The sequence below is a fragment of the Aestuariimicrobium sp. p3-SID1156 genome, assembly GCF_025144225.1.
In the GTDB taxonomy this organism is placed as follows: Bacteria; Actinomycetota; Actinomycetes; order Propionibacteriales; family Propionibacteriaceae; genus Aestuariimicrobium.
Map to the genome: position 1 here is coordinate 443,318 of NZ_JALXXB010000002.1, position 22,604 is coordinate 465,921.

A 22,604-nucleotide genomic window follows, 5' to 3' on the forward strand; every position below is an offset into this window, starting at 1 on the left:
CCAGAGAAAGCGACATCATGCGATTCCTCTCCCGCAGGCGGCGCCACCCTGCTGCCAAGCCACTCGCCCTGGTCCTGGCGCTGTTCGTCATGGGCGCCCTCTACTCGGCGATGGCGCCGACGACGGTCTCCACTGCCGATGACTCGACCCAGCAGAGCCAGCTGGCCAAAGGCAAGGAGCTCTTCCAGGTCAACTGCTCCTCCTGCCACGGTCTGAACGGCGAGGGTACCCCGGAGGCCCCGACCCTGATCGGTGTCGGAGCCGCCTCGGTCGATTTCCAGATGGAAACCGGACGTATGCCGATGGCGCGCCCGGAGGCCCAGGCCCCCATCAAGAAGACCTTGTACACCTCCGAGGAGATCTCGGCGATCGCCGCCTACGTGGCGTCCCTGGCCCCCGGCCCGAAGATCCCCAGCAAGGAGCAGTACGACACCTCCAAGCTCTCCCAGGAGCAGATTGCCCGAGGTGGCGAGCTCTTCCGCACCAACTGCTCCGCCTGCCACAACTTCGAGGGACGCGGTGGCGCGCTGCCCAACGGCCGCTACGCCCCCTCGCTGATGAAGACTTCGGACAAGCACATCTACGAGGCCATCCGCACCGGACCGCAGCAGATGCCCGTGTTCGCCCAGGGCTCGCTGAGCGATGACGACGTCACCGAGATCATCGGTTACCTCAATACCCTCCACGACGAGCCCAACGGCGGCTTCGACCTCGGTGGTTTCGGCCCCGTCGGTGAAGGCCTTTGGGGCTGGGTCCTCGGACTGGGCTCGCTCGTCCTCGTTGCCGTCTGGCTCGCCAAGAAGGGAGCTCGCGCACGATGAGCACCAAGAACCCTGTCCCCGCCCACCAGGGACCGCTGTCCCCGGAGGACTACGACGAGACCCTCCCTGTGGCGTCCAGCAATCCCGACAAGCCCGTGGACGACCCGGGCATCGAGGAGCACATCGAGCGCTACACCGACGCCAACACGGCGGCGGGCAATCGTGCCTACGCCCAGGTGGTCGGCATGCTCGCGCTGGTGCCCCTGCTGGCGATCGCCTTCGTGGTGATCTATTTCGCCGTTCCGCGCGACTGGTACATCAAGTTCGGCCCGCTGCACTCCTATGCCCAGCACCTCGGCCTCGGCATCACCGGCGGTCTCGCCGTGCTGCTGATTGGTCTGGCCTGCATCCATTGGGCCAAGCAGCTGATGAACGACACCGAGATCTCCGACGAGCGCCACGCAATGGTCTCCTCCCCGGAGGATCGCGCTGCCTTCCAGAAGGAGTTCGACCAGGGGGCGGCCGACTCGGCCCTCGGTCGTCGCAGGCTGATCGGCGGTGCGCTGGCCGGGGCCATCGGCATGGCAGTGGTTCCCGCTGTCGTTGTCCTCGCCGACCTGGGCCCCCACCCGGGCAAGGGCCTGCGCAAGGCGACGATCGAGAAGACCCTGTGGGCCGATGGAGTCCGCCTCGTCACCGACGTGAACAAGCGCCCCATCAAGGCCTCCGAGATGGAGATCGGCCAGTTGGTGAACGGGCAGCCCGAAAACCTCTTCGACCTGCACGGCGTGGAGTTCCAGCAGGCGAAGGCCAAGTCCTCCATCGTCGTCGTGCGCATGGAGCCCGACCGCATCAAGATCCCCGAGTCCCGCAAGGACTGGCAGGTCGGCGGCATCCTCTGCTACTCGAAGATCTGCACCCATGTGGGGTGCCCCATCTCCCTGTGGGAGCGCACCACCCACCACCTGCTGTGCCCCTGCCACCAGTCGACCTTCGACCTCGGCAACTCCGGTGTGGTGGTCTTCGGGCCCGCGACGCGCTCGCTGCCGCAGCTGCCGATCAAGGTGGACGCCGAGGGTTACCTGGTGGCCCAGAGCGACTTCACGGTGCCGGTCGGCCCCAGCTATTTCGAGCGCGACTCGCGCCACGACTACAAGGACGGTGACAACTGATGGCGTCGCGCACCCAGGTCGTTGAGACCTCGCCCGCCCTCGAGACGCGGGAACCGGCCAAGCCGCACGCCCTGAAGGGTGCCTCCGGCGTCCTGAACTGGGCCGACGAGCGTCTGGGCCTTGCCTCGCTCGGGAAGAAGAACCTGCGCAAGGTCTTCCCCGATCACTGGTCCTTCCTGTTGGGTGAAGTCGCCCTCTACTCCTTCATCGTCCTGCTGCTGACCGGTGTGTTCCTCACCATCTGGTTCAAGCCGTCGATGGCCGAGGTCGAGTACCAGGGCTCCTACCAGATCCTGCAGGGCACCCAGATGTCCGAGGCCTTCGCCTCCACTCTGGACCTGTCCTTCGACATCCGGGGCGGCCTACTGGTCCGCCAGATCCACCACTGGGGCGCCATCCTGTTCGTGGCCTCGATCATGGCGCACATGCTGCGCGTGTTCTTCACCGGCGCGTTCCGCAAGCCTCGCGAGATCAACTGGCTGATCGGTGTGGGCCTGTTCGCGCTGGCCACCATCGAGGGCTTCGCCGGCTACTCCCTCCCTGACGACCTGCTCTCGGGTACTGGTCTTCGGTTCGTGGACGGCCTGATTCGCTCGATCCCGCTGATCGGAACCTGGGCTGAGTTCTTCGTCTTCGGCGGCGAGTTTCCCGGCGAGCTGATCGTGCCCCGCCTCTACATGGTGCACATTCTGCTGGTGCCCGGCATCCTGCTTGCCCTGATTTCGGCCCACCTGGCGCTGGTCGTCTACCACAAGCACACCCAGTACCCCGGACCGGGCCGCACCGAGAAGAACGTGGTCGGCTACCCCCTGTTCCCGGTGTACATGGCCAAGGCCGGCGGTTTCTTCTTCGTCGTCTTCGGCGTCCTGGTCCTCATGGGTGCCTTCATGCAGATCAACCCGGTCTGGAAGTACGGTGCCTACAACCCGGCACAGGTGACCGCGGGCTCGCAGCCTGACTGGTACATGGGCTGGGTCGAGGGCGCAATCCGCATCATCCCACCGATGGAGTGGCACATCGGGCACACCACGTGGACCTGGTCCGTGTTCCTGCCCGGTGTCGGCCTGATGGGCATCCTGTTCACCGGTCTGGCCCTGTGGCCATTCTTCGAGGCCTGGGTCACCGGGGACAAGCGCGAGCACCACCTGCTGGACCTGCCGCACAATGCCCCCACCCGCACGGCCTTCGGCGTGTCCATGATGAGCATCTACGGCCTGTTCTGGATCGCCGGCGGCAACGACATCATCGCGACCCAGTTCGCCCTGAGCCTCAATGGGGTGACCTGGTTTATTCGCATCGCGCTGTTCATCGTGCCCTTCCTCGCCTTCATCATCACCAAGCGCATCTGCATCTCCAAGCAGCGCCGTGATCGTGAGCGCGTACTGCACGGGGGTGAGACCGGTGTCATCGTCCGCTCGCCGGATGGTGGTTACTCCGAGGCCCACGAGGCGCTCTCCCAGGACGAGCTGTGGACCCTCACCCAGCACGATGAGCCCCCGGTGCTGGTCGCCTCGGACGGTCTGGATGCCAACGGGGTGCCCAACGGCCAGAAGGTGTCGAAGTTCCGTGCCTCGATGAGCCGCTGGTTCCATGGGTACCGGGTGCAGCCGCCCACTCGCGAGGAGATCGCCGAGTCACAGCACCACGACGAGGAACGTGATCGCGATGTCGATCGGGAGGTCTCCAGCGGTGCGGCTCCGAGCTCGCATCCGCTCGAGCGCCATTCCGATGGCGATGCCGAGGTCGAAGCGCGCGTCTGAGGCCAGCTCGCTGACCCGTCATTGTGGATGGGCGGTTCCCCCTGGGGGCCGCCCATTCACCGTTCTCCAACACCGTTGCGCTGGGGTCCCGTCGAGGGCAGATGCCTCACCAGGCGCTCATGAGCAGCGCCAGGAAGGGCCCCGCCCACAGGGCCGGGCCATAGGGGAAGGCGGTCCCCAAGGGCGAGGGGTGGCGACGCCGATACAGTGCCACGGCGATCGCACAGACGGCACCCACGATGGTCCCCAGCAGCATGCCCGCCCACCAGGTCTGGACGCCCAGCGCCCCGCAGAATCCCCCGGTGAGGGTGGCGAGGCGCACATCGCCGTAGCCGAAGCCGTTGCCCACTCGCCAGATCACCCAGAACAGGCAGAAGGACGCCAGGGCTCCGAAGACTGCCCCGAGGCCGATCGGCCACCACCTGGCGCGGGGTTCCCAGAGCAGCACGCCCAGGGCCCCCAACAGGACCACGGCACTCACCGTCAGCCAGTGCAGCCGCGAGGGGAGATAGGTTGTTGCTGCATCGACACTTGACAGCGCAGCTCCCAGACCGGCCAGGGCCAGAGCCCCCAGAACCATCCCTCCGGCCAGGGGGCTGGTCCCTCCGGCGATGCCGCCCAGTGCCAGGGCAGGGATCGTGACGCCGGGGCGCACCAGGTCCCGGTACAGCGGCTTCACGAAGGGGTCATCAGGGTCGACTTCCGGCTCGGGGAGCCTGGGCACGAGGAAGCGGACGGCGATCAGGGCCAGCAGGGCGGCAACCAGAGCCGTCATGGTGCCGGGCCAGAGCAAGGTTCGCCACAGGGGCAGGGGCATGGGGACACCCTAGGCCGCGACGGTCGCGGGTCGGGCACTTGCAAGCCGTCGATGGGCGTTCACGATCCTGTCGTCATCGACGCGGAGAAGTGCGACGCCGACCCGATGGGGGATGCGTCCCCAGCGGGGAGTGCAGCGCATCAGGGTTCGGGAGTCACCCCGGCTGAGACCGGCCGCGAGCAGCACGGCCCGCGCGCTGGTGTCGTGGCGAGCCGCGAGGTGGTCAAGCAGCAGGCGGAAGGGCCAGCCGTGCACCCACACGGCGTCCTCCGAGGGCTGAGGTGGGATTGTGCTGGACATGGTGGGCCTTTCGCGAGGGATGCTTCTGCCCTGTAATGCCCATCCCCGGCCCTGCAATGTGACATCTCCCGGGTGAACTCTGGATGAACACATCTGGGAACGCAACAGGGCCCGGATCCATCAGATCCGGGCCCTGCGCCGTGAGGGTGTCACTCCTCAGGGGAGATCACGCCACGGTTCAGCGCTGCGCCTTGCTGAAGCCTGCGGTCCGGGCGGCCTCCTCGGACACGAACCAGACGTCAGCGATGGTGCGCTCGTAACCGGCGGAATCGGGGGTGTGGTACTTCTTCGAGCGCTCGTTGCCCTTGATCGTGTGGTCAGCCGGAGGCTCCGAACCCACGTAGGCGCCCTCACCGTAGACGACGCCGGCAGGAGCGGACGCACCCTGGACGGCCTCGACGTCAGGAACGTCACCCTCGGCCGGAGCCTGGGCGGCGAAGTCCTCGCCGCCGGCGACGGGGCCACCCTCGGCGGTCATGCGCGCCTCGGCATCCCCCTCGACAGGCTGGGTTGCCGGGACCTCCTCGGTGCGCTCCTCGCCACCGGTGCTGTAGACCAGCGTGGAGTCGGCCTTGTGGGTGTCGGCGGTGTAGGCCGGGGAGGGCTCGTGGGCGGTCCAGCCGTCGTCCTTGGAGAGCAGGAACTGGCGCACGGCAACGGCGGCACCGGCGAGCAGGGCGCCCGCGGCCATCACCTTGGCAAGGGTGCGGGCCGCTCCGCCCTTCTTCTCCGCGACGGCGGGCGTGCGCACGTCCAGGTCGCCCTTGAGGGCAGCCACGGTGGCGAAGCCACGCTTGGTGGCCTCCTTGACGGCGGGGTGGTCCTCGGCCTCGTGCAGGATCTCGGTCAGCTTGGGCAACAGGTCATCGGCGACGCGCTGGCGCGCGGCATCGACACCCGGGGTGACCAGGGCAGCCGCTCCGGCCAGCTTGGGGGCCAGATCCTTCTGGGCAGACTCCTTGGTGCGGTCGGCGATCTCCATCGACTTGGCCAGGGCGACCTTGGCTGCCGGAGCAGCCTTCTCCTGGGCCTGCCCGAGGGCGGCAACGAGGGCGGCAGCAGCCTGGTTGACGGCAGCGGCAGCGTGGTCAATGGCTGCGGATGCGCGGTCGGCGGCGGTCTCAGCTTCGACGGCGGCCTTCTTGATGTGCTTCTTGCGGCGGTCCACGGTTTCCTCCGTAGTGTGGTGGGGCTCGTGATCGAGCTGCTCGTGGTCGAGCGTGCCCTCCACGCTAGTGCGCCCTGGGGGGCCAGGGGAGGGACCGGGGGAAATCAGCGTCCCCCAATTCACCCTGAGCGCACCCCCCTGAACCAGCCCCGACACATCCGCCCGGGGGAGACAGGGAGTGAACTCCCTGTTCGTCACGGGCGCTCCAGGCCCCGCCGCGTCCCCCTAGACTCGTGGTCACAGACACACCAAGAACGAACGAGAGGTTTCCTCGTGGCTGACAAGGCAATCCTGCACACGAACCACGGCGACATCGCCATCGACCTGTTCCCCGAGGTCGCGCCCAAGACGGTGGAGAACTTCACCGGTCTGGCCGGAGGCACCAAGGAGTACAAGGACGCCCAGACCGGACAGCCCCGCACCGGCAAGTTCTACGATGGCCTGATCTTCCACCGCGTCATCGATGGCTTCATGATCCAGGGTGGTTGCCCGCTGGGCGCCGGCTACGGAGGCCCGGGCTACCAGTTCGAGGACGAGTTCTCCCCCGAGAAGAAGTTCGACCGTCCCTACCTGCTTGCCATGGCCAACGCCGGCCCCGGCACCAACGGCTCGCAGTTCTTCATCACCGTCGCTCCCACCCCGCACCTGAACAATCGCCACACCATCTTCGGTGAAGTCACCGATCCCGCCTCGCAGAAGGTCGTCGACGAGATCGCCAGCGTGCGTACCGGACGCAACGACCGCCCGGTCGAGGATGTCGTCATCAACAGCGTCGAGCTGGTCTGAGACATCACCAGCACCCCACCCCAACGGGCCGACCACCTGGTCGGCCCGTTGTGCTGCCCGGCAGGTGGCCGTCAGAGCGAGAAGGCGGCGTCCAGGTCGTGACGTGAGAAGGTGCGGAAGGCGATGTGGGTCTCGGTCTCCTTGACCCCTGTCAGCTTGTTGATCCGGTCCGCGACCACTGCGGCGACCTGGTCAACGTCACGCACCCGCACCATGGCGATGAGGTCGATGGCTCCGGTCACCGAGTAGACCTCGCTGACCCCCTCGATGCCAGCGATCTCCTCGGCGAGCTCGGGGATGGAGGAGACGTCGGCGGTGACGAAGACGATGGCGTTGATCATGACGACAGCCTAATCATCCCTGCCCTCGGGGCGTGGGCAGGATGCTGGCCACCACCACGATGTTCGCTCACCACCAGAGGTTCCTTCAGGGACACGTTCGCCAGCCGAGCCACGTCGACCTCCGGCAGGCAGGCATGGGCCGGCCACGCCCAGTCCCCCACCAGCTCGATGAATCGGACGCCGTCGGCTTCCAGCCAGGAGGCCACCCGTTCGGCCTCCTCGATCGAGGCGGCTGGAAAGCCCGCACTCGGTGCTGGCACCGCCGCCGCATGCGCCACTGCATCACGCGCCACCGCCTGGGGGATGGCCCCCGCGGGGGCGTACGCGGCGGCTGCCAGCCGACCGTAACGCAGGACGTGGATCTCCCAGCCTGCTCCGTCGTGTCGAGCCGCGACCATCTGCGGGCAGGATGACAGCGACCGCAGTCGGTGCCAGCGTCGGGTGGTGCCCAGGTAGGTGCGCAGGCGAGCGGTGAGTTCGGCAGCCTCCTCGAAGCGCTCCTGGCGCGCCAGGGAGGTGAGCCGGCGCCCCATCGCGCTCACCACGGGGCGCACGTCCTCACCGATGGCCCGACGCAGGGCGTCCACCACCTCGCTGTACTCGTTCTCACCGCCGTCCAGGAGACAGGGGGCCGGGCATCGCCCCATCTCGCCCTGCGCACAGGAGGCGCGCGGCCTGGTCGGGGAGAGCTTGTGGGTGCACTGGCGGATCCGGAAGCTGTCGTAGAGGGCCAGTACCCCCTGCTCGGCCTGCCTGCGTCCACTGAAGGGCCCCCAGTAGTCGGCGCCGTCATCGAGGACCTTCGACACGACCGACAGCCGAGGAAACGCCTCACTGGTCAGCTTCACCCAAGCCACCTTGTCCTGGCGGCGGGAGCGCCGGTTGTAGCGCGGGGAGTGCGCCGCGATCATGCGCAGCTCCTGTACTTCGGCCTCGAGGGGAGTGGCGCAGACCAGGTGGTCGACACCCGTGGCCACCCGCACCATCTCCTCCATGCGAGCACGCTTCTCCGCAGCAGTGAAGTAGGTACGGACGCGGCGCTTGAGGTTCACCGACTTGCCGACGTACAGCACCTCCCGGCGCGTGCGGCTGGGGTCGTCGGGGTCAGGAAGGTCGGCATGGAACCAGTAGATGCCCGGCTTCTCGGGCACAGTGTCAGCCCAGGTGCGCTTGGCCCGGCGCTGGGGGGAGACGCGGCGGGTCAGGTCATGGAGGTCCTCCAGGGTGGCAACGCCCAGATTGCCCACCCGCTCCAGCAGGCCGTGCAGAACGTCCACGGTGGCCCTCGCGTCGCTGAGCGCCCGGTGCTCGGGCGTGGTGGTCGCACGGAAGAAGGCGGCGAGGGTGGCCAGCTTCACGTTCGGGACCTCATCACGCAGGAGCACCTGCCTGGCCAGCGCCACCGTGTCGACCACGGTGGCAGCGGGCCATTCCTGACCATGCTCGTGGCAGGCTCGCTTCAGAAAACCGATGTCGAAGCCGGCGTTGTGGGCCACCAGGACACTGCCGCGGATGAACTCCAGGAAACTTGGTAGCACCTGGGCCAGAGTCGGCGCCGAGGCGACCATCTGGTTGGTGATGCCGGTGAGCACGGCGATGAGCGGGGGGATGTGCGTGCGCGGGTTGACCAGGGTCTGGAACTCGCCGAGGACCTCACCGCCCTGCACCTTCACGGCGCCGATCTCGGTGATCTGGTCCTCGCCGCTGCCGCCGGTGGTCTCCAGGTCCACCACGACGAAGGTGACCTCCGACAGGGGGGTGCCGAGGTCCTCGATAGAGGGCTGGTACTGGCGATAGGCGGAGGCGATGGAGACCATGCCGGAGACGGTAGACACGGCCCCCGACAATTCCTGCACTCAGATCCGGGACGCCCGCTTGGTCATTCCCCTGAGAGTGTCTTAGGGTTCTCTCAGACGATCCGTGCCGCACTGGAGGACCATCCTCGCCATGTCCACTCGCACCATGCTGTCCTTCGGGCTGTCCTCCCATGTTCGGGCTGCCGTGGCCTCCTCCGCTGTGGGCCTGGTCCTGGCCTGTGGTCTGGCGGTCGCCCCCGCCCAGGTGGCCAGCGCCGAGCCGGACGCCGTCAAAGAGGCGCAGAAGAAGGTCAACGCCCTCCACGAGCAGAGCTCGCAGCTGGAACTGGAGCACAACAAGCTGGCGGAGAAGCTCGCCGCCGCGGACAAGAAGGTCGCCCGCCTCCAGAAGGACGCCACCGCCCAGCGGGCCAGGGTCAGCAGCATGCGCAAGAGCTTGCGCGGCGTCGCCCAGGCCCAGTTCCAGAACTCCAGGATGGGCCTGAGCGCACAGCTGGTCACGGCCAAGGACGAGACCTCGATGCTGCGCACGATGGCGACGGTGCATGCCACCACGCTGCGCACCACCACCCGCCTCCAGACCCTGCAGGCCGAGCAGGGCCGACTCACCACGCTGGAGAAGCAGCTGACCGACTCCCGTGACGAGATCAGGGTCGACAAAGAGAAGAAGTCGGACCTTCTCGCCGAGTACACGAAGAAATCCGAGGAAGCGGAGAAGGTCCTCAGCAAGCTCACCGCAGCGGAGAAGAAGCGCCTGGAGAAGCTACAGGACGAGGAGGCAGCCCGCCAGCTCGCGGCCCGGCGTGCTCGCGAGCAGCGCGCCGCCGCCACGCGCCCTGCGTCCACCGCAGCACAGGACAGAAGCACCACGGCGACGGACAGGACGCAGGACAAGAAGAAGCCGAACGCCACGTCCACCCCCGCCACCACGTCCACCCGGCAGGAGTCGACCCCCAGCGTGCCGGCGAGCAGTTCGGGCGCCGCTGCTGCGGTCGCCTATGCCCGCGCGCAGGTCGGGAAGGCCTACGTCACCGGTGCCGAGGGTCCCAACGCCTTCGACTGCTCCGGCCTGACCAGCGCTGCCTGGTCCCGCGCCGGGGTGAGCCTGCCGCGCACCTCCCAGGCCCAGGCCGGGGTCGGCGTCCCGGTCAGTCTGTCGAACATCCAGCCCGGTGACCTGGTCATCTTCTACAGCAGCGCCAGCCATGTGGGCATCTATGTGGGCGGCGGCATGCTGGTGGACGCGGCCAACCCGCGCAAGGGTGTCCGGCTCATCTCGCTGCAGAACTCCTGGATGCCCATCCACTCCATCCGTCGCGTTGGCTGAGTCGCAGCCGCGGATGCTGCCACTCGAGGCCGGGTGGCGCTGCGAGGCCGGGTGGCCCTGCTCTAGGGTGGGCACGTGCTGAGCATCGGTGTGGACATCGGCGGGACCAAGGTGGCTGCCGGGGTGGTCGACCCCATGGGCACGGTGATCCACAAGGTGCTCCAGCCCACGCCCTCCTACAGCCCCGAGGCCGTCGAGGACGCCATCTGCGCCGCGGTCGAGGAGTTGGGTCGCACGGATCCTGTGGTGGCGGTGGGCATCGGAGCCGCTGGCTGGGTGGACACCAACCAGGCGATCGTGCGTTTCTCCCCGCACCTCGCGTGGCGCAATGAGCCCTTGAAGGAGCGACTCCAACAGCGGCTGCCCTACCCGGTGTTGGTGGACAACGATGCCAATGCCGCTGCCTGGGCCGAGTTCCGGTTCGGCGCCGGGCGGAATGCGCGCGTCATGGTCATGATCACCCTCGGCACCGGGATTGGCGGCGCGCTGGTGATCAACGGCAGCCTCTTCCGCGGTCGCTACGGCATGGCCGGGGAGTTCGGCCACATGCAGGTCGTACCTGAAGGTCACTGGTGCCCCTGCGGCAACCGGGGTTGTTGGGAGCAGTATGCGTCCGGCAACAGCCTCGTCCGGGACGCCAGATCGCTGCTGTCCACCGGTTCCCCACAGGCAGCAGGCCTGCTCGACTTCGTGGGCGACCATGACATCAACGCCCTTCGGGGACCCGACATCACTGCCGCCGCCATGGCCGGCAATGCCACCGCCATCGAACTCATCGGGGACGTCGGGACGTGGCTGGGTCGCGGCATGGCCGATCTCGCAGCAGCCCTCGACCCGGACCTGTTCGTCGTCGGCGGGGGGGTGAGCGCTGCTGGGGAGATGCTTCGAGGGCCGGCAGAACAGGCCTTCCAGCGCACCCTCACCGGGCGTGGCTTTCGCGAGTACGCCGGCATCACCCTGGCCGCCTTCGGGAACGAAGCCGGTCTGATCGGAGCCGCCGACCTGGCCCTTCACAGCATTGAGCAGCCGCCGGGGGTGGCTCGTGGCTTCTGGCCACGCCGCCGCCGCAAGCGCATTCGTGGTGGCTTCCGCGGACTGGTGGACGCCCGCCGCAGCGTTGGCTGAGCCCAGCGGCGGGGATGCCATATCGTGAGGGCATGCTGGCGTACCACCTGTTCAAGAACCTCCTGTTCGCCCCGGTCTCCCGGGTCGCCTTCCGGCCATGGATCAGGGGTCAGGAGAACATCCCGCCGACCGGTGGCGTCATTCTGGCCGCGAACCACCTCTCGTATGGCGAGACCTTCCTGCTGCCAGCGCTGATCAAGCGTCGGATGACCTTCCCGGTGAAGGCGGAGATGTTCGAGATCCCTGGCGCCTGGGGCCGGGTGGTTGGCTGGTTCCTGACCTCGGTGGGGCAGGTGCCCATCGATCGTTCCGGGGGACGCGCGAGTGCCCAGGGCCTCGACCCGATCACCCAGGAGTTGGAGAGCGGCGGTGTGGTCGGCATCTTCCCCGAGGGCACCCGTTCTCCCACTGGCGACATGTTCAAGGGCAAGACCGGGGTGGCCCGCATGGCGCTCGAGGCCGGGGTCCCGGTCATCCCGGTGGGCATGGTGGGTACTGAGTTCCGCAAGGGCCGTCTGGGCATCCCCCTGATGCACCACCCGGGCATCATCATCGGCGAGCCGCTGGACTTCAGCGAGTACGCCGGCCGCGAGGGTGAGCTCAAGGTGTTGCGCCACATCACCGATGTCGTGATGACCGAGGTGCAGAAGATCACCGGGCAGCGATACGTCGACGTTTACGCCACCCGCGCCAAATTCGGCGACCTGAAGGACAAGGACCTGAGCCGCTTCGTGGTGGACCATCCCGGCGCCGGGCGCCCCCTGCCGGGCCCGGCGCCCGTTCGTGACGGAGTAGCTGAATGAGGCCGCAGGTGAAGGCCGGGCCGACCCTCGAGAGCGGGCGGGAGACCCTGCGCAGGGCTCGCAAAGTCGCGGAGCAGGCCATCACAGGGGTCGGGAGGAGGGCTGGGCAGCTGACCGAGCGGGTCACCGAGCCCGTCCAGGACTACCGCACCAGCCTGCGGGGGGAGGGCTCCGTCGAGGGAGCCGCACGTATCCCATGGGAGGGGCCGGCGATTCTGGTTGCCAACCATCGCCACCTGCTGGACGGTCGCGTCCTGCAGGCGCACCTACCCCGGGCCTCTCGCGTCATTGACGTGAACAGGCTCGGTGAGGCCGTCCAGCAGCGCCGGGCACACGAGGAGGACCGCAGCGACGCCTGGACCCGCGCCTTCGCTGCCCTGGGACGCGGCGAGCTGGTCATCGTCTTTCCCGAGGGAGCACCGTCCCCGGACCCGGCGGTGCACAAGGGACACACCGCGCTGGGATGGCTGGTGCTCGCCGCCCAGCGCATCGGCACCGTCCCGGTGGTCCCGATCTCGCTGGACAGCCGTCAGGGGCGCATCGTGGTCGGCCAGCCGGTGGACTTCAGCCGCCACGCCGACCTGGTGCCCGATCGCACCCTGGCGCGCGGGGTGGTCGACGAGGTGATGGATGAGTTGACCCGCGTCGTGGGCACCCACTACGTCGACACCCTCACCACCACCGCACGCGCCAGCCTGCGGAGCGCCGGGGCCACACGGCGTGATGGCAGGCGACTGGACGCGCTGGCCCGCAGGGACGCCGAACGTCGCGCTGAGGTGAAACGCCGGGTCGAGGCCCAGCTGGAGCGCGCCGACATGGCCGAACGCGCCAGACGCGCGTCCGAGGCCGCGCGGGCACAAGCTCTGGCAGCAGCAGAGCGTGATCGGCTTCGCGGCTCGGCAGAGCCCGGCGGGCAATGAGCGTGCCGCTGTCGACCGCACCGCTGCTGCGGTCCACCCACCGCGTCCTGGCCTGGCTTCGGTTGGCCCTGGCCGTGCAGACGATCGCCTTCAACATGGTGCGTGTGAACCAGGTCAGCCACCCTGTCGTCCTGATGACGCTGTCCGCGCTCACCCTGTTCTGGACGCTGGTGATGGCGCAGTGGAACCGCTTTCCACCGCGGTACCGCAAGCCGCTGGTGGTCATCGACGTGGTCGCCTGCCTGGTCGCGGTCCTGTGCAGCCGCTGGATCCTGGGACCCAATGCCAACCACGAACACGGCTTCGTTCCCTCCATGGTCTACTGGTACGTCGGCGCCTGCCTGGCCTGCGCCGTCAGCTGGGGCTCCTGGGTGGGCCTGGTCGTGGCGGCCATCTTCGGGGCGGCGAGCCTGCAGCAGGCCGGCACCATCCATGACCTGCGGGTCTGGACCACCAGCTTCGGCATCTGCCTGGCTGCCTGGGGAGCCGGCCAGATGGTCGACCAGTTGCGCCGGGCACTGAGCGAGCGGGATCGCAGCCTGGCGGCGTCCATCACCTTGGGCGAACGCGACAGGATGAACCGCATCGTGCACGACGGCGCCCTGCAGGTCCTCTCGCTCGTCGAGCGCGAGGGACGCAGCCTGGGCCCGCGCGGGGAACGTCTGGCGCAGCTTGCACGCCAGCAGGAGATCCAGCTGCGCAGTGTCCTGCAGGACCGCGCCGTGGAGGAACTGGCTGCCGAGGAGGGCCCCAGCGAGGTGGATGTCGCGGCGACGCTGGATGCCATGAGTTCGGACCGGGTGACGGTCTCGGTCATGGCCGGCGCAGTGCTGCTGCCCCCAGAAGTGGCCCGCGAACTGCAGGCGGCAGTGGCCCAGGCGCTACTCAACACCGAACTCCACGGCGGGCCCGAGAGCGAGTCCTGGATCCTGTTGGAGGAGGACACCGGCCAGCTGATCATCTCGGTGAGGGACAATGGCGTCGGCATGACCTCCGAGCAGGTCCAGGCGGCAGCCGATGCTGGACGCCTCGGTATTCGCCAGTCCATCATCGGACGCATGGAAGACCTGGGCGGGACCGCGGAGATGTCCTCCGCGCCGGGGCGTGGCGTGGAATGGGAGCTGAAACTGCCGATCGGTGTCGGTGAGGCGGGGCACCCCGCCGAGGAGAGGACGTGGAATGAGCGGGTCTGAGCACAAGCGCGTGATGCTCGTCGACGACCACCCGATGTGGATTGATGCCCTGGGTGACGACCTGGAGTCCGAGGGCTTCGACATCGTCGCGGTGGCCCACAATGGCGAGGAGTGCCTGCGCCGGGCCCGCGCCACGCGCCCTGACGTCATCGTGATGGACCTGCAGATCCCCGCCCCGGATGGCGCCACCTGTACCGAGATCCTGCTCAATGAGCTCCCCGGGACCCGCGTCCTGGTGGTCTCCGCCTCCGGCGAGCGCGAGGACGTGCTTCGCGCCGTGAAGGCCGGTGCCCTGGGCTACCTGGTGAAGTCAGCTCCCAAGGCTGAGCTGGTCGACGGCGTCCTGCGAACCGCCCGTGGCGACGCCGTCTTCACCCCCGGACTAGCCGGGCTGGTCCTGGGGGAGTTCCGGCGCATGGTCAACACCGCCCAGCAGCGCAATGAGCAGGGTCCGGTCCTCACCCCGCGCGAGGTTGACGTGCTCCGCCGGGTGGCCAAGGGGATGGCCTACCGGGAGATCGCCGAGGAGCTCGTGGTGAGCCACCGCACCGTGCAGAACCATGTGCAGAACGTGCTCCGCAAGCTCCAGCTGCACAATCGCGTGGAGCTGACCCTCTACGCGATCGAGCAGGGCTTCGACACCTGATCCCGGCCGCCCGGCGATCGGGCTCGCTGGGGGTGTCCCATGGCGGTGGACAGGTGACCCAGGTCACTGGGCCAGGTGGCTAGAGTGGCGACCATGACTTCGGCCATTCCGCCCCTCGACGAACTCCGCAGCCTCCCCCAGGTCCAGCAGCCGACCTATCTGGACGCCGCCGAGCGCGACGGTGTCGTGGAACGCCTTCGCCAGCTACCCCCCCTGGTGTTCGCAGGGGAATGCGACGACCTGCGCGACAAGCTGGCCGCCGTCGCCCAGGGCCAGGGCTTCCTGCTCCAGGGGGGCGACTGCGCGGAGACCTTTGCCTCGGTGCAGGCCGACAACATCAAGGGCAAGCTGCGCGTCCTGCTGTCGATGGCCGTGGTGATGACCTACGCCGCCCAGGTGCCGGTGGTCAAGGTCGGCCGCATCGCCGGTCAGTACGCCAAGCCTCGCTCGAAGGACACCGAAACGCGTGGCGGGGTGACCCTGCCGAGCTTCCGCGGGGACGCGGTGAACGGTTTCGAATTCACCGAGGAGGCCCGCCGCCACGACCCCGAACGCCTGATCAAGGTCTACAACGCCTCGGCCGCCACCCTGAACCTGGTCCGGGCCTTCGTCAAGGGCGGTTTCGCCGACCTGCGCGGCATCCACGCCTGGAATGCCGACTTCGTCGCGAACTCCCAGGTGGAGGCCAAATACGAGGAGCTGGCTGCCGAGATCGACCGTGCGCTGGCCTTCATGGTGGCCTGCGGGGTTGACGACCGCTCCATGAGCGAGATCGACTTCTACGCCAGCCACGAGGCGCTGCTGATGGAGTACGAGCATGCGCTGACCCGTATCGACTCGCGTACCAACGAGCCGTACAACACCTCAGGACACATGGTCTGGATCGGGGAGCGCACCCGCCAGCTCGACGGTGCCCACGTGGCCTTGATGCGCGCGATCCGCAACCCGATCGGCATCAAGCTCGGACCCACGACCGCCCCTGAGGACGCCGTCGCCCTGGCCGAGGCGCTGGACCCCGACTTCGAGCCCGGACGCCTCACCTTCATCATCCGAATGGGTGCCAAGAACGTCCGCGAGAAGCTACCGCCGGTGATCCAGGCCGTCGAGGCCACCGGACGCAAGGTGGTGTGGTCCTGCGACCCCATGCACGGCAACACCTTCGAGGCGGCCAACGGCTACAAGACTCGCTCGTTCACTGATGTCTGTGACGAGGTCAACGGGTTCTTCGAGGTGCATCGTCAGCTGGGCACCTGGCCCGGTGGCGTCCACATCGAACTCACCGGTGACGACGTCACCGAGTGTGTCGGCGGTGTGGACGAACTCCGCGAGGAGGACCTGGCCACGCGCTACGAAACCGCCTGCGACCCGCGCCTGAACCGCAACCAGTCCCTGGAGCTGGCCTTCATGGTGGCCGACAGGCTGCGCGAGGGCGCCCTTCGGGTGAACCCGGTGCAGGAGTTCACCGCGCGCGACCTCTGAGGGCGGCCCGGACCCTAGGGTGGGTGACATGGAGTTCACCCACCTAGGTCATTCCGCCGTGCTCGTCGAGGTTGCCGACACCCGAGTCCTGTTCGACCCGGGAAACTTCAGCGACGGTTGGCACCACCTGACCGGGCTGGATGCCATCGTCGTCACCCATCAGCACCCCGACCACTTCGACCCCGAGTTCGCCCCCGCGTTGATCGCCGCGAACCCGCAGGCGGTGCTGCTGGTCGAGCCCTCGGTCCATGAGAAGACCCATCGCGGCGAGCCCTTCGCTGCCGACGATTCCCGCACCGTCAAGAACCTGACGCTGACTGCGGTGGGCGGCCAGCATGCCGTGATCCACGCCGACATCCCCCGCATCGGCAACGTCGGGGTCATCCTTGAAGCTGAGGGCACCCGCTTCTTCCACCCGGGTGACGCACTGGACGCGGTGCCCAGCGACATCGACGTCCTCGCGGCCCCCGCCATGGGGCCCTGGGCTGCGATGAAGGAGGTCATCGACTTCATCCGCGCGGTCGATGCGCAGGCCGGCTTCCTGATCCACGAGGGGTTGCTCAATGACCGCGGCTGGACGCTGAGCTTTGACCGGTTCAGCGAGATGACCTCCACCCGCTTCCATGACCTTCGCGATGGGGAGCCGACGGAGCTGCCCCGGCGCTGACCCCGGCTTCTCTCGGCTCCGGGGTCGGGGATGTCCCGGCGCAGTCCGCCGGCTGGTTCCGCCGGGAAAGGAGGCCGCATGGTGCCGAAGGGGACCGTTGTGCAAGACGGGCTGTCGCGCTGCCCCTGGGCGTCCGAGGGGGGTGAACGTGATCGCGACTACCACGACACCGAATGGGGTCGCCCGGTCACCGACGAGCACGGCCTGTTCGAACGCATCAGCCTCGAGGCCTTCCAGGCCGGGCTCAGCTGGTCGATCATCCTGCGCAAACGGGACGCCTTCCGGCGAGCCTTCGCGGACTTCGATCCCGACCTCGTCTCCCGCTTCGGTCCAGACGACGTCGAGCGCTTGCTGAATGATGCGGGCATCGTGCGGAACCGCCGCAAGATCGAGGCGACCATCACCAACGCCCGCGCGGTGGTGGGGCTGCGCAACGGCCCCGGGCTGGTGGACCTGGTCTGGTCCCACCGGCCGCCGTGGCGCCCCGCGCCGCAGGGGGCCAAGGACGTGCCCGCCACCACACCGGAGAGTGTCGCCCTGTCGAAGGCGCTGAAGCAGGCGGCGATGGTCTTCGTGGGCCCGACCACCTGTTACGCGATGATGCAGGCGATCGGCCTGGTGAATGACCACCTGGCGAGCTGTGATTTTCGGGCCAGCTGTGACCTGGCTGCGCGCCGCGACAGCCTCGAGATCAGCTGACCCAGATTGTGACAGTGCTGCCCTTGGGCGCCATCTTCTGGGCACCCGGATCCTGCATGGCCACGACGTCGAGGCGCATCACCGGGCGGGTGTTGTAGACCACCTTCACCGCGAAGCCGGACCGCTCCAGGCGGGTGCGGGCTGACTGCTCATCTCTCCCGGTCACCTTCGGGACAACGACCAGCACGGGTCCTTTGGACACCACCAGCGTGACGGTGTCGCCCGCCTTGCCCGTTCCGCGAGCCGGGGTCTGCCGGATCACCTCGCCCTCCGGGATCGTGTCGTGATTCTCACCCGTCGCGGCGACGGTGAAGCCGAGGTCGGTGAGTGTCGCGCGTGCCCGGTCGTCGGAGCTGCCCACGGTGTCAGGAATCGCGATCGGCTTCGGCCCCGAGGACACCACCAGATCCACGGTCGCCTCAGGCTTGAGCCGGACGCCCTCGGCATGCTGGGCCGAGATCACTGTCCCTTTCGCGACCTTCTCGTCGTACTGGGTGCTCACCGCCCCAACCTTGAGGTGGCTTGCCTCGATGGCTTCGGTGGCACGCTGCTCGGTCAACCCGACCACCTTGGGCATGGCATAGCGCTCGGGCCCGCGGGACACGACCACGTTCACCGTGGACCCCTTGAGCACGCGCGTACCGGCCTCGGGGGTGGTCGAGATCACCAGACCCTTGGCCACGGACTCCGAATAGGCCTCGGTGGTGTGCACGGCGAACCCGGACTGGCTCGCCACCACTTCGGCCTGCTCCTGGGTCAGTGAACTGACCGCAGGCGCGGCCGTCCAGCGTCCGTGCTCGAGGTACCAGTAGCCGTAACCGGTGCCACCGAGGGTGAGGATGAGCAGAAAGAGCAACCCGACCAGCCCACGCCGGCGCTTGTGCACCGGGTCCTGGCTGATCTGGGGGAAGACCGGGGTGATGGCGCTGCGGGGCCGCCTGACCCGGCTGCTCTCCTCGCTCAGGTCCTCCCCGCCACCGCCTCCGTGGTCCCGCGCTGCACTGCCACGGGGACGCCCGGGGCGCGCCGCGGTGGAGTCCAGTGCCCGCGGAGCGCGTCGGGCCCCGGACCCTCCCCGGGGGCCGGCCGGGGGAGGGGGAACGGGGCTCCCGGCGCCCACGTGCTGCCAGAGCACCCGTTCGCGGGGCAGATCCACCGGCGACGTGGGGGTTCCCGGCCGGCTGGTGGCCCGGACCTGCCGCGCCCCGACCGGCTGCCGCGCGCCGATGGCATGCCTCGAGCTCACGGGGGAGGAGGCGCTGCGCTCCCGGAAGGAGACCGGACGCGCCGGCTCCTCGGCGGCGCGCAGGATTTTCTGGGGGGCCACCGCCGCGGTGGGGGCGGTGTGCTCCAGGTCGTGGTCGTCGACCATGACCGAGGCGCGCATGGCGTCGGTGAGTGCCGGGTCGTCCATGATGCCCTGGCTGAGGGCGGTGCGAGCCCGGCGCACCAGCTCCAGCAGCGCGCGTCCATCAGCAGGGCGGAGGGCGGGTTGGCGACGGGTGCAGGCGATGACCAGGGCGTCCAGGTAGGGCGGGATGATGCGTCTCGAATCGCGCTTCCAGGCACCGTCGGCATGCACCAGCGTGCTCGGGGCGGGAACATCGTTGTGGACGTGGCTCCACGCGACCTGGATCGGGGTGTCGCCCTTGTGCGGCTTCTGGCCGGTCAACATCTCGAACAGCAGGATGCCGGAGCTGTAGATGTCGGAGCGCTTGTTGGCGCGTCCATTGGTCACCAGTTCGGGCGGCAGGTAGCTCACGGTGCCGATCAGCAGGCCCTGGGTGGCGGTCGCGGTCTGAGCCGTGACAGCCCTGGCCAGCCCGAAGTCGGCCACCTTGATCTCGCCGCGCTGGCTGAGCAGCACATTTTCGGGCTTGACGTCGCGATGGACCAGCCCGGACTCATGCGCGGAGGCCAATGCATGGACCACCGGCTCGAACAGGTCAAGGGCCCGCAGCGGTTCCAGGGGTGCTTCCCTGGTCAGCACATGGCGGAGGGTGCAACCATTGACGAACTCCATCACGATGTAGGGGCGACCATTGTCGACGCCCTGGTCGAAGACACTCACCACGTGCGGATTGGAAAGACGTGCGGCGGCGCGAGCCTCGCGATCGAACTTGCGTGCGAACTCGGCATCGTCGCCGAGCCCGTCGTGCATCACCTTGACGGCGACCTCACGGGTCAGCCGGATGTCCTGGGCTCGGTAGACGGTTGCCATGCCGCCACGAGCCACTCGAGCCACGATCTCGTAGCGACCATCCAGCACACGCCCCACCATGGGGTCGCTCATGCCACGACTGGTCACAGAAATGCTCCAAACACGGTTCTTGGGGAAGGAAGAGGCCGTGTCAGCCTGCGGACAATACTAGGCGCAGGGATCGGCGGGCCCTGACGAGGATCCCCGGCGAGTCCCGGGCAGAATTTGTCAGAGGCTACTGCTATTTGCGGGGTGGGCCTTTCTGGCAAGCAGGCGTCCAGCGGGCGTTGACGACCTATCCTGACAGCGTGGTAGCACTCATCGGATTGCGCGAGAACCTGTTGCTCTCCCGCCTGCACCTGGTCGCCGACCTCCGCCGCTTCGACCATCGCGAGGACTTCGTCGACTTCGTCCATGCCATGTACGGAGCGGGGGTCGACATCATCCAGCTCCGCACGGAGGGTGTCTCCGAGGACAGGGCCCAGAAGCTCTTCGAGGCAGCAGTCCAGCCCGCCTTCGACCACCGCAAACTCCTGTGCGTGGGCAGTGACCCGAAACTCGCCGCCGCCGTGAAGGCCGACCTGCTGCACCTCAACGACGGCCCCGGACGAGTCCGGCAGGAGCGGGGCAGGCTGCACCAGTACTCGCTGGTGGGGTGCACCGTCGATTCGATCCATGAGGCTGACCGGGCGCTGACGGTACGCGCCGACTGGCTCAGCGTGGGCCCGGTGTTCCCCGGACGCACCCTGTTCGGGCGACGGGAGGGCGGTCTCGACCTGGTTCGCGAGTTCGCGGAGAAGTTGCCGGTCACCGACGAGCGCAGCGTCCCCTGGTTCGCCACCACCGGCATCACGCTGGACAACCTCGGTGACGTGCTCGACGCGGGGGCTGCCCGGGTGGCGGTCTCCACCGCGATCATGGACGCCGAGGCGCCAGCTGCCGCAGCAGCTCTCTTCGCCGACCGGCTCCGCGCCCACTGGGAAAGCCTGCCGGGGGCTGGGGACCACGCCTTCCGCGTCCTGGGCGGACCTCAGAAGAAGGCCACGTTCAGGGCTGTGCCGCCGATTCCCGGCGATTCCGGGAGCTGGGCGACGACGCGAGACCTCTCCCTCTGAGACGTGGGACTACTATGGCAAGAACGTGATCCACCCGGAGCCCCGGGGGAGGTCGAGACATGCTGCGCAGCAGCCCGAGTTGGCGGTGGTGTTTGCCCGATGACCCAGAACATCTTCGAGATCTTCAATCCGGGTGATCGGCATTGGCGCGAGAACAAGGATTTCGAGAAGGTCCATGTGTTCACCACCAAGAAGGGCGGACGCGGCCCGATGAAGGTCGACCTGGACGAGGGCAGCATCGTGCTGCCCTCACGGTTCTCCCGCACCCCTGCTGACGACAAGCCGGTGCGTCGAGGCTCGAAGCGTCCCGCTGCCCAGGACCCCGTGACCGACCCCGTGAAGGAGTCCGACGGGGATCAGGCCTGACGGTCGACCACGATCGCGGCCAGTAGTTCCAACGCCTCCCGACCCTCGGTGGTGACCGGGGTCTCGGCGAGAACGGACAGTGCCTGTGCGACGCTGGAGGCGATCTCGCCCTCCACGGCCTCGTGGGCGCCGACCCCCATGATGATCTCGCGTGCGCGGTCGATCTGTGCGGCCTCTAGGTGGGGATTGCCCAGCATGGCGTCGAGCTCCCTGGCCTGCTCCCGCGGCGCAGCCGCCAGGGCATGGGCGACCAGTACGGTCCGCTTGCCCTCGCGCAGGTCGTCCCCGGCCGGCTTGCCGGTCTTGTCCTCGTCGCCGAAGACACCGAGCAGGTCGTCGCGGAACTGGAAGGCACGCCCGATCAGAGAACCGAAGTCGCCCAGCCTGACCCGGGTGGAGTCCTCGGCCTCGGCCAGTGCGGCGCCGATCTCCAGTGGGTGGCGCGCGGAGTAGCGCGCCGACTTGTAGTCGACCACGCGGTAGATACGGTCGAGTTCGGCGGCCAGGTTGTCGGGGTTGAGCGCGTCCTGGTCGGCGAAGAGCTGGGTCTGGCTGACCACGTCCAGGAACTGTCCACAGGTGACCTCCTCGCGCATCTGCTCCAGCAGGCGCGTGGCACGCTCCCGGGTGGACATCGGCAGACCGGAGCGATCGAACATTTCGGCGCTCCACACCAGCAGCAGGTCCCCGAGCAGGATCGCGCCGGCGCGGCCGAAGGCCTCGGCGCCACCCCGGCCGTGCTCCCGCTCATGCCACTGCTGTAACTGGCGGTGCACGGCGGGGACGCCGCGGCGTGTGTCCGAGGCGTCCATCACGTCGTCATGGACCAGGGCGGAGACGTGCAGCAGGTCGAGGGAGGCGGCTGCGCGCACCAGCCAGCCTGCGTCCTCGGGCTGCTCTGCGATGGCGGTGTAGCCCCAGTAGCACAACGCAGGCCGGAAGCGCTTGCCGCCGGCGGTGAACTCTGTCGCCAGTCGGTGGAGCGGTTCGAGTTCCTGACCGATCCCCTGGAGGTGTTGCCCCTTCTCCGCCAGGAATGCGGAGATCGCCTCGCTCACCGCTTCGCGGAAGTCGGCGCCAACGGGGTCATCAGGACGGAATGAGGGAAGAGCCACGGATCGAGCCTAGCCCGGCCCCGGGGT

The 22,604-nt window shown here is 68.3% G+C and carries 22 protein-coding genes and 1 pseudogene; 15 read left to right on the forward strand and 8 right to left on the reverse strand.

Translation table 11 applies throughout. The features are described 5' to 3' along the window. Positions 1-17: 17 nt before the first annotated feature. From M3G03_RS04830 to M3G03_RS04840, 3 genes are read left to right on the forward strand one after another with little or no spacing between them, the layout of a single operon-like run. Positions 18-821, forward strand: coding sequence for a c-type cytochrome (locus tag M3G03_RS04830; protein WP_259808513.1), 804 nt, complete (start codon positions 18-20; stop codon positions 819-821). Then, complete coding sequence (locus M3G03_RS04835; protein ID WP_259808515.1) at positions 818-1,933, forward strand: ubiquinol-cytochrome c reductase iron-sulfur subunit; 1,116 nt, start codon at positions 818-820, stop codon at positions 1,931-1,933. The genes M3G03_RS04830 and M3G03_RS04835 overlap by 4 nt, the downstream gene beginning before the upstream one ends. Further along, positions 1,933-3,693 (forward strand): ubiquinol-cytochrome c reductase cytochrome b subunit, encoded by a 1,761-nt coding sequence (locus M3G03_RS04840; RefSeq protein WP_259808517.1) that lies wholly within the window; start codon positions 1,933-1,935, stop codon positions 3,691-3,693. The genes M3G03_RS04835 and M3G03_RS04840 overlap by 1 nt, the downstream gene beginning before the upstream one ends. Before the next feature lie 106 nt (positions 3,694-3,799). On the opposite strand, the gene M3G03_RS04845 is transcribed toward M3G03_RS04840, so the two are convergent. From M3G03_RS04845 to M3G03_RS12850, 3 genes are all read right to left on the reverse strand, one after another. Further along, complete coding sequence (locus M3G03_RS04845) at positions 3,800-4,510, reverse strand: leader peptidase (prepilin peptidase)/N-methyltransferase (RefSeq protein ID WP_259808519.1); 711 nt, start codon at positions 4,508-4,510, stop codon at positions 3,800-3,802. A 9-nt stretch (positions 4,511-4,519) separates the two neighbouring features. Further along, the gene (locus M3G03_RS04850) at positions 4,520-4,810 is read right to left on the reverse strand and encodes a hypothetical protein (protein ID WP_259808521.1); all 291 of its coding nucleotides are present in this window, start codon (positions 4,808-4,810) and stop codon (positions 4,520-4,522) included. A gap of 178 nt (positions 4,811-4,988) precedes the next feature. After that, a complete protein-coding gene (locus M3G03_RS12850; RefSeq protein WP_311197477.1) occupies positions 4,989-5,978 on the reverse strand; it encodes a hypothetical protein in 990 nt (329 codons plus the stop codon). Positions 5,979-6,251: 273 nt separating this feature from the next. Here M3G03_RS12850 and M3G03_RS04860 point away from each other — a divergent pair, with 273 nt between their 5' ends. Further along, a complete protein-coding gene (locus M3G03_RS04860) occupies positions 6,252-6,764 on the forward strand; it encodes a peptidylprolyl isomerase (protein ID WP_259808523.1) in 513 nt (170 codons plus the stop codon). A 71-nt stretch (positions 6,765-6,835) separates the two neighbouring features. On the opposite strand, the gene M3G03_RS04865 is transcribed toward M3G03_RS04860, so the two are convergent. Together M3G03_RS04865 and M3G03_RS04870 are read right to left on the reverse strand one after the other, a co-directional pair. Continuing rightward, positions 6,836-7,105 carry an Lrp/AsnC family transcriptional regulator gene (locus M3G03_RS04865; RefSeq protein ID WP_259808525.1) on the reverse strand — a complete coding sequence of 90 codons (270 nt, stop codon included), beginning with the start codon at positions 7,103-7,105 and terminating at the stop codon, positions 6,836-6,838. Next, entirely contained in the window at positions 7,102-8,922 is a 1,821-nt protein-coding gene (locus tag M3G03_RS04870) for a DEDD exonuclease domain-containing protein (protein ID WP_259808526.1), read from the reverse strand. The genes M3G03_RS04865 and M3G03_RS04870 overlap by 4 nt, the downstream gene beginning before the upstream one ends. Positions 8,923-9,052: 130 nt before the next feature. On the opposite strand from M3G03_RS04870, the gene M3G03_RS04875 reads away from it, so the two are divergent. From M3G03_RS04875 to M3G03_RS04915, 9 genes are all read left to right on the forward strand, one after another. Then, positions 9,053-10,249 (forward strand): NlpC/P60 family protein, encoded by a 1,197-nt coding sequence (locus tag M3G03_RS04875; protein WP_259808528.1) that lies wholly within the window; start codon positions 9,053-9,055, stop codon positions 10,247-10,249. Positions 10,250-10,324: 75 nt separating this feature from the next. After that, entirely contained in the window at positions 10,325-11,374 is a 1,050-nt protein-coding gene (locus M3G03_RS04880; RefSeq protein WP_259808530.1) for an ROK family glucokinase, read from the forward strand. A gap of 32 nt (positions 11,375-11,406) precedes the next feature. Then, the gene (locus M3G03_RS04885; protein ID WP_259808532.1) at positions 11,407-12,177 is read left to right on the forward strand and encodes a 1-acyl-sn-glycerol-3-phosphate acyltransferase; all 771 of its coding nucleotides are present in this window, start codon (positions 11,407-11,409) and stop codon (positions 12,175-12,177) included. Next, positions 12,174-13,097, forward strand: coding sequence for a 1-acyl-sn-glycerol-3-phosphate acyltransferase (locus M3G03_RS04890; RefSeq protein ID WP_259808533.1), 924 nt, complete (start codon positions 12,174-12,176; stop codon positions 13,095-13,097). The genes M3G03_RS04885 and M3G03_RS04890 overlap by 4 nt, the downstream gene beginning before the upstream one ends. Continuing rightward, complete coding sequence (locus M3G03_RS04895) at positions 13,094-14,290, forward strand: sensor histidine kinase (RefSeq protein WP_259808535.1); 1,197 nt, start codon at positions 13,094-13,096, stop codon at positions 14,288-14,290. The genes M3G03_RS04890 and M3G03_RS04895 overlap by 4 nt, the downstream gene beginning before the upstream one ends. Beyond that, positions 14,277-14,936, forward strand: a complete 660-nt coding sequence (locus M3G03_RS04900; RefSeq protein ID WP_259808537.1) for a response regulator transcription factor — start codon at positions 14,277-14,279, stop codon at positions 14,934-14,936. Before M3G03_RS04895 ends, M3G03_RS04900 begins: the two co-directional genes overlap by 14 nt. A gap of 93 nt (positions 14,937-15,029) precedes the next feature. Next, complete coding sequence (locus M3G03_RS04905) at positions 15,030-16,415, forward strand: class II 3-deoxy-7-phosphoheptulonate synthase (protein WP_259808538.1); 1,386 nt, start codon at positions 15,030-15,032, stop codon at positions 16,413-16,415. A gap of 28 nt (positions 16,416-16,443) precedes the next feature. Further along, the gene (locus M3G03_RS04910; protein WP_259808539.1) at positions 16,444-17,082 is read left to right on the forward strand and encodes an MBL fold metallo-hydrolase; all 639 of its coding nucleotides are present in this window, start codon (positions 16,444-16,446) and stop codon (positions 17,080-17,082) included. 78 nt (positions 17,083-17,160) lie between these two features. Beyond that, entirely contained in the window at positions 17,161-17,781 is a 621-nt protein-coding gene (locus M3G03_RS04915; RefSeq protein ID WP_311197479.1) for a DNA-3-methyladenine glycosylase I, read from the forward strand. On the opposite strand, the gene M3G03_RS12915 is transcribed toward M3G03_RS04915, so the two are convergent. Continuing rightward, complete coding sequence (locus M3G03_RS12915; protein ID WP_396121889.1) at positions 17,774-18,358, reverse strand: PASTA domain-containing protein; 585 nt, start codon at positions 18,356-18,358, stop codon at positions 17,774-17,776. The genes M3G03_RS04915 and M3G03_RS12915 overlap by 8 nt on opposite strands. Before the next feature lie 33 nt (positions 18,359-18,391). Beyond that, a pseudogene (locus M3G03_RS04925) lies at positions 18,392-20,074 on the reverse strand (protein kinase); the annotation flags it as partial. Between the two features lie 215 nt (positions 20,075-20,289). On the opposite strand from M3G03_RS04925, the gene M3G03_RS04930 reads away from it, so the two are divergent. Both M3G03_RS04930 and M3G03_RS04935 read left to right on the forward strand, forming a co-directional pair. After that, positions 20,290-21,096, forward strand: a complete 807-nt coding sequence (locus M3G03_RS04930; protein ID WP_259808540.1) for a thiamine phosphate synthase — start codon at positions 20,290-20,292, stop codon at positions 21,094-21,096. Between the two features lie 99 nt (positions 21,097-21,195). Continuing rightward, positions 21,196-21,462 carry a hypothetical protein gene (locus tag M3G03_RS04935; RefSeq protein WP_259808541.1) on the forward strand — a complete coding sequence of 89 codons (267 nt, stop codon included), beginning with the start codon at positions 21,196-21,198 and terminating at the stop codon, positions 21,460-21,462. Here the strand turns inward: M3G03_RS04935 and M3G03_RS04940 are convergent. Next, entirely contained in the window at positions 21,453-22,577 is a 1,125-nt protein-coding gene (locus tag M3G03_RS04940) for a polyprenyl synthetase family protein (protein WP_259808542.1), read from the reverse strand. The two genes, M3G03_RS04935 and M3G03_RS04940, sit on opposite strands and share 10 nt — an antisense overlap. Positions 22,578-22,604: the final 27 nt, after the last annotated feature.

What these genes read in the sequence shown, in the direction of transcription:
- M3G03_RS04910 (WP_259808539.1), top strand. Translation starts at nt 16,444, where the DNA reads ATGGAGTTCACCCACCTAGGTCATTCCGCCGTGCTCGTCGAGGTTGCC.
- M3G03_RS04865 (WP_259808525.1), bottom strand. Translation starts at nt 7,105, where the DNA reads ATGATCAACGCCATCGTCTTCGTCACCGCCGACGTCTCCTCCATCCCC.
- M3G03_RS04915 (WP_311197479.1), top strand. Translation starts at nt 17,161, where the DNA reads ATGGTGCCGAAGGGGACCGTTGTGCAAGACGGGCTGTCGCGCTGCCCC.
- M3G03_RS04875 (WP_259808528.1), top strand. Translation starts at nt 9,053, where the DNA reads ATGTCCACTCGCACCATGCTGTCCTTCGGGCTGTCCTCCCATGTTCGG.
- M3G03_RS04900 (WP_259808537.1), top strand. Translation starts at nt 14,277, where the DNA reads ATGAGCGGGTCTGAGCACAAGCGCGTGATGCTCGTCGACGACCACCCG.
- M3G03_RS04835 (WP_259808515.1), top strand. Translation starts at nt 818, where the DNA reads ATGAGCACCAAGAACCCTGTCCCCGCCCACCAGGGACCGCTGTCCCCG.
- M3G03_RS04935 (WP_259808541.1), top strand. Translation starts at nt 21,196, where the DNA reads ATGACCCAGAACATCTTCGAGATCTTCAATCCGGGTGATCGGCATTGG.
- M3G03_RS04885 (WP_259808532.1), top strand. Translation starts at nt 11,407, where the DNA reads ATGCTGGCGTACCACCTGTTCAAGAACCTCCTGTTCGCCCCGGTCTCC.
- M3G03_RS04895 (WP_259808535.1), top strand. Translation starts at nt 13,094, where the DNA reads ATGAGCGTGCCGCTGTCGACCGCACCGCTGCTGCGGTCCACCCACCGC.
- M3G03_RS04845 (WP_259808519.1), bottom strand. Translation starts at nt 4,510, where the DNA reads ATGCCCCTGCCCCTGTGGCGAACCTTGCTCTGGCCCGGCACCATGACG.
- M3G03_RS04830 (WP_259808513.1), top strand. Translation starts at nt 18, where the DNA reads ATGCGATTCCTCTCCCGCAGGCGGCGCCACCCTGCTGCCAAGCCACTC.
- M3G03_RS04890 (WP_259808533.1), top strand. Translation starts at nt 12,174, where the DNA reads ATGAGGCCGCAGGTGAAGGCCGGGCCGACCCTCGAGAGCGGGCGGGAG.
- M3G03_RS12915 (WP_396121889.1), bottom strand. Translation starts at nt 18,358, where the DNA reads ATGCCCAAGGTGGTCGGGTTGACCGAGCAGCGTGCCACCGAAGCCATC.
- M3G03_RS04870 (WP_259808526.1), bottom strand. Translation starts at nt 8,922, where the DNA reads ATGGTCTCCATCGCCTCCGCCTATCGCCAGTACCAGCCCTCTATCGAG.
- M3G03_RS04905 (WP_259808538.1), top strand. Translation starts at nt 15,030, where the DNA reads ATGACTTCGGCCATTCCGCCCCTCGACGAACTCCGCAGCCTCCCCCAG.
- M3G03_RS04850 (WP_259808521.1), bottom strand. Translation starts at nt 4,810, where the DNA reads ATGTCCAGCACAATCCCACCTCAGCCCTCGGAGGACGCCGTGTGGGTG.
- M3G03_RS04840 (WP_259808517.1), top strand. Translation starts at nt 1,933, where the DNA reads ATGGCGTCGCGCACCCAGGTCGTTGAGACCTCGCCCGCCCTCGAGACG.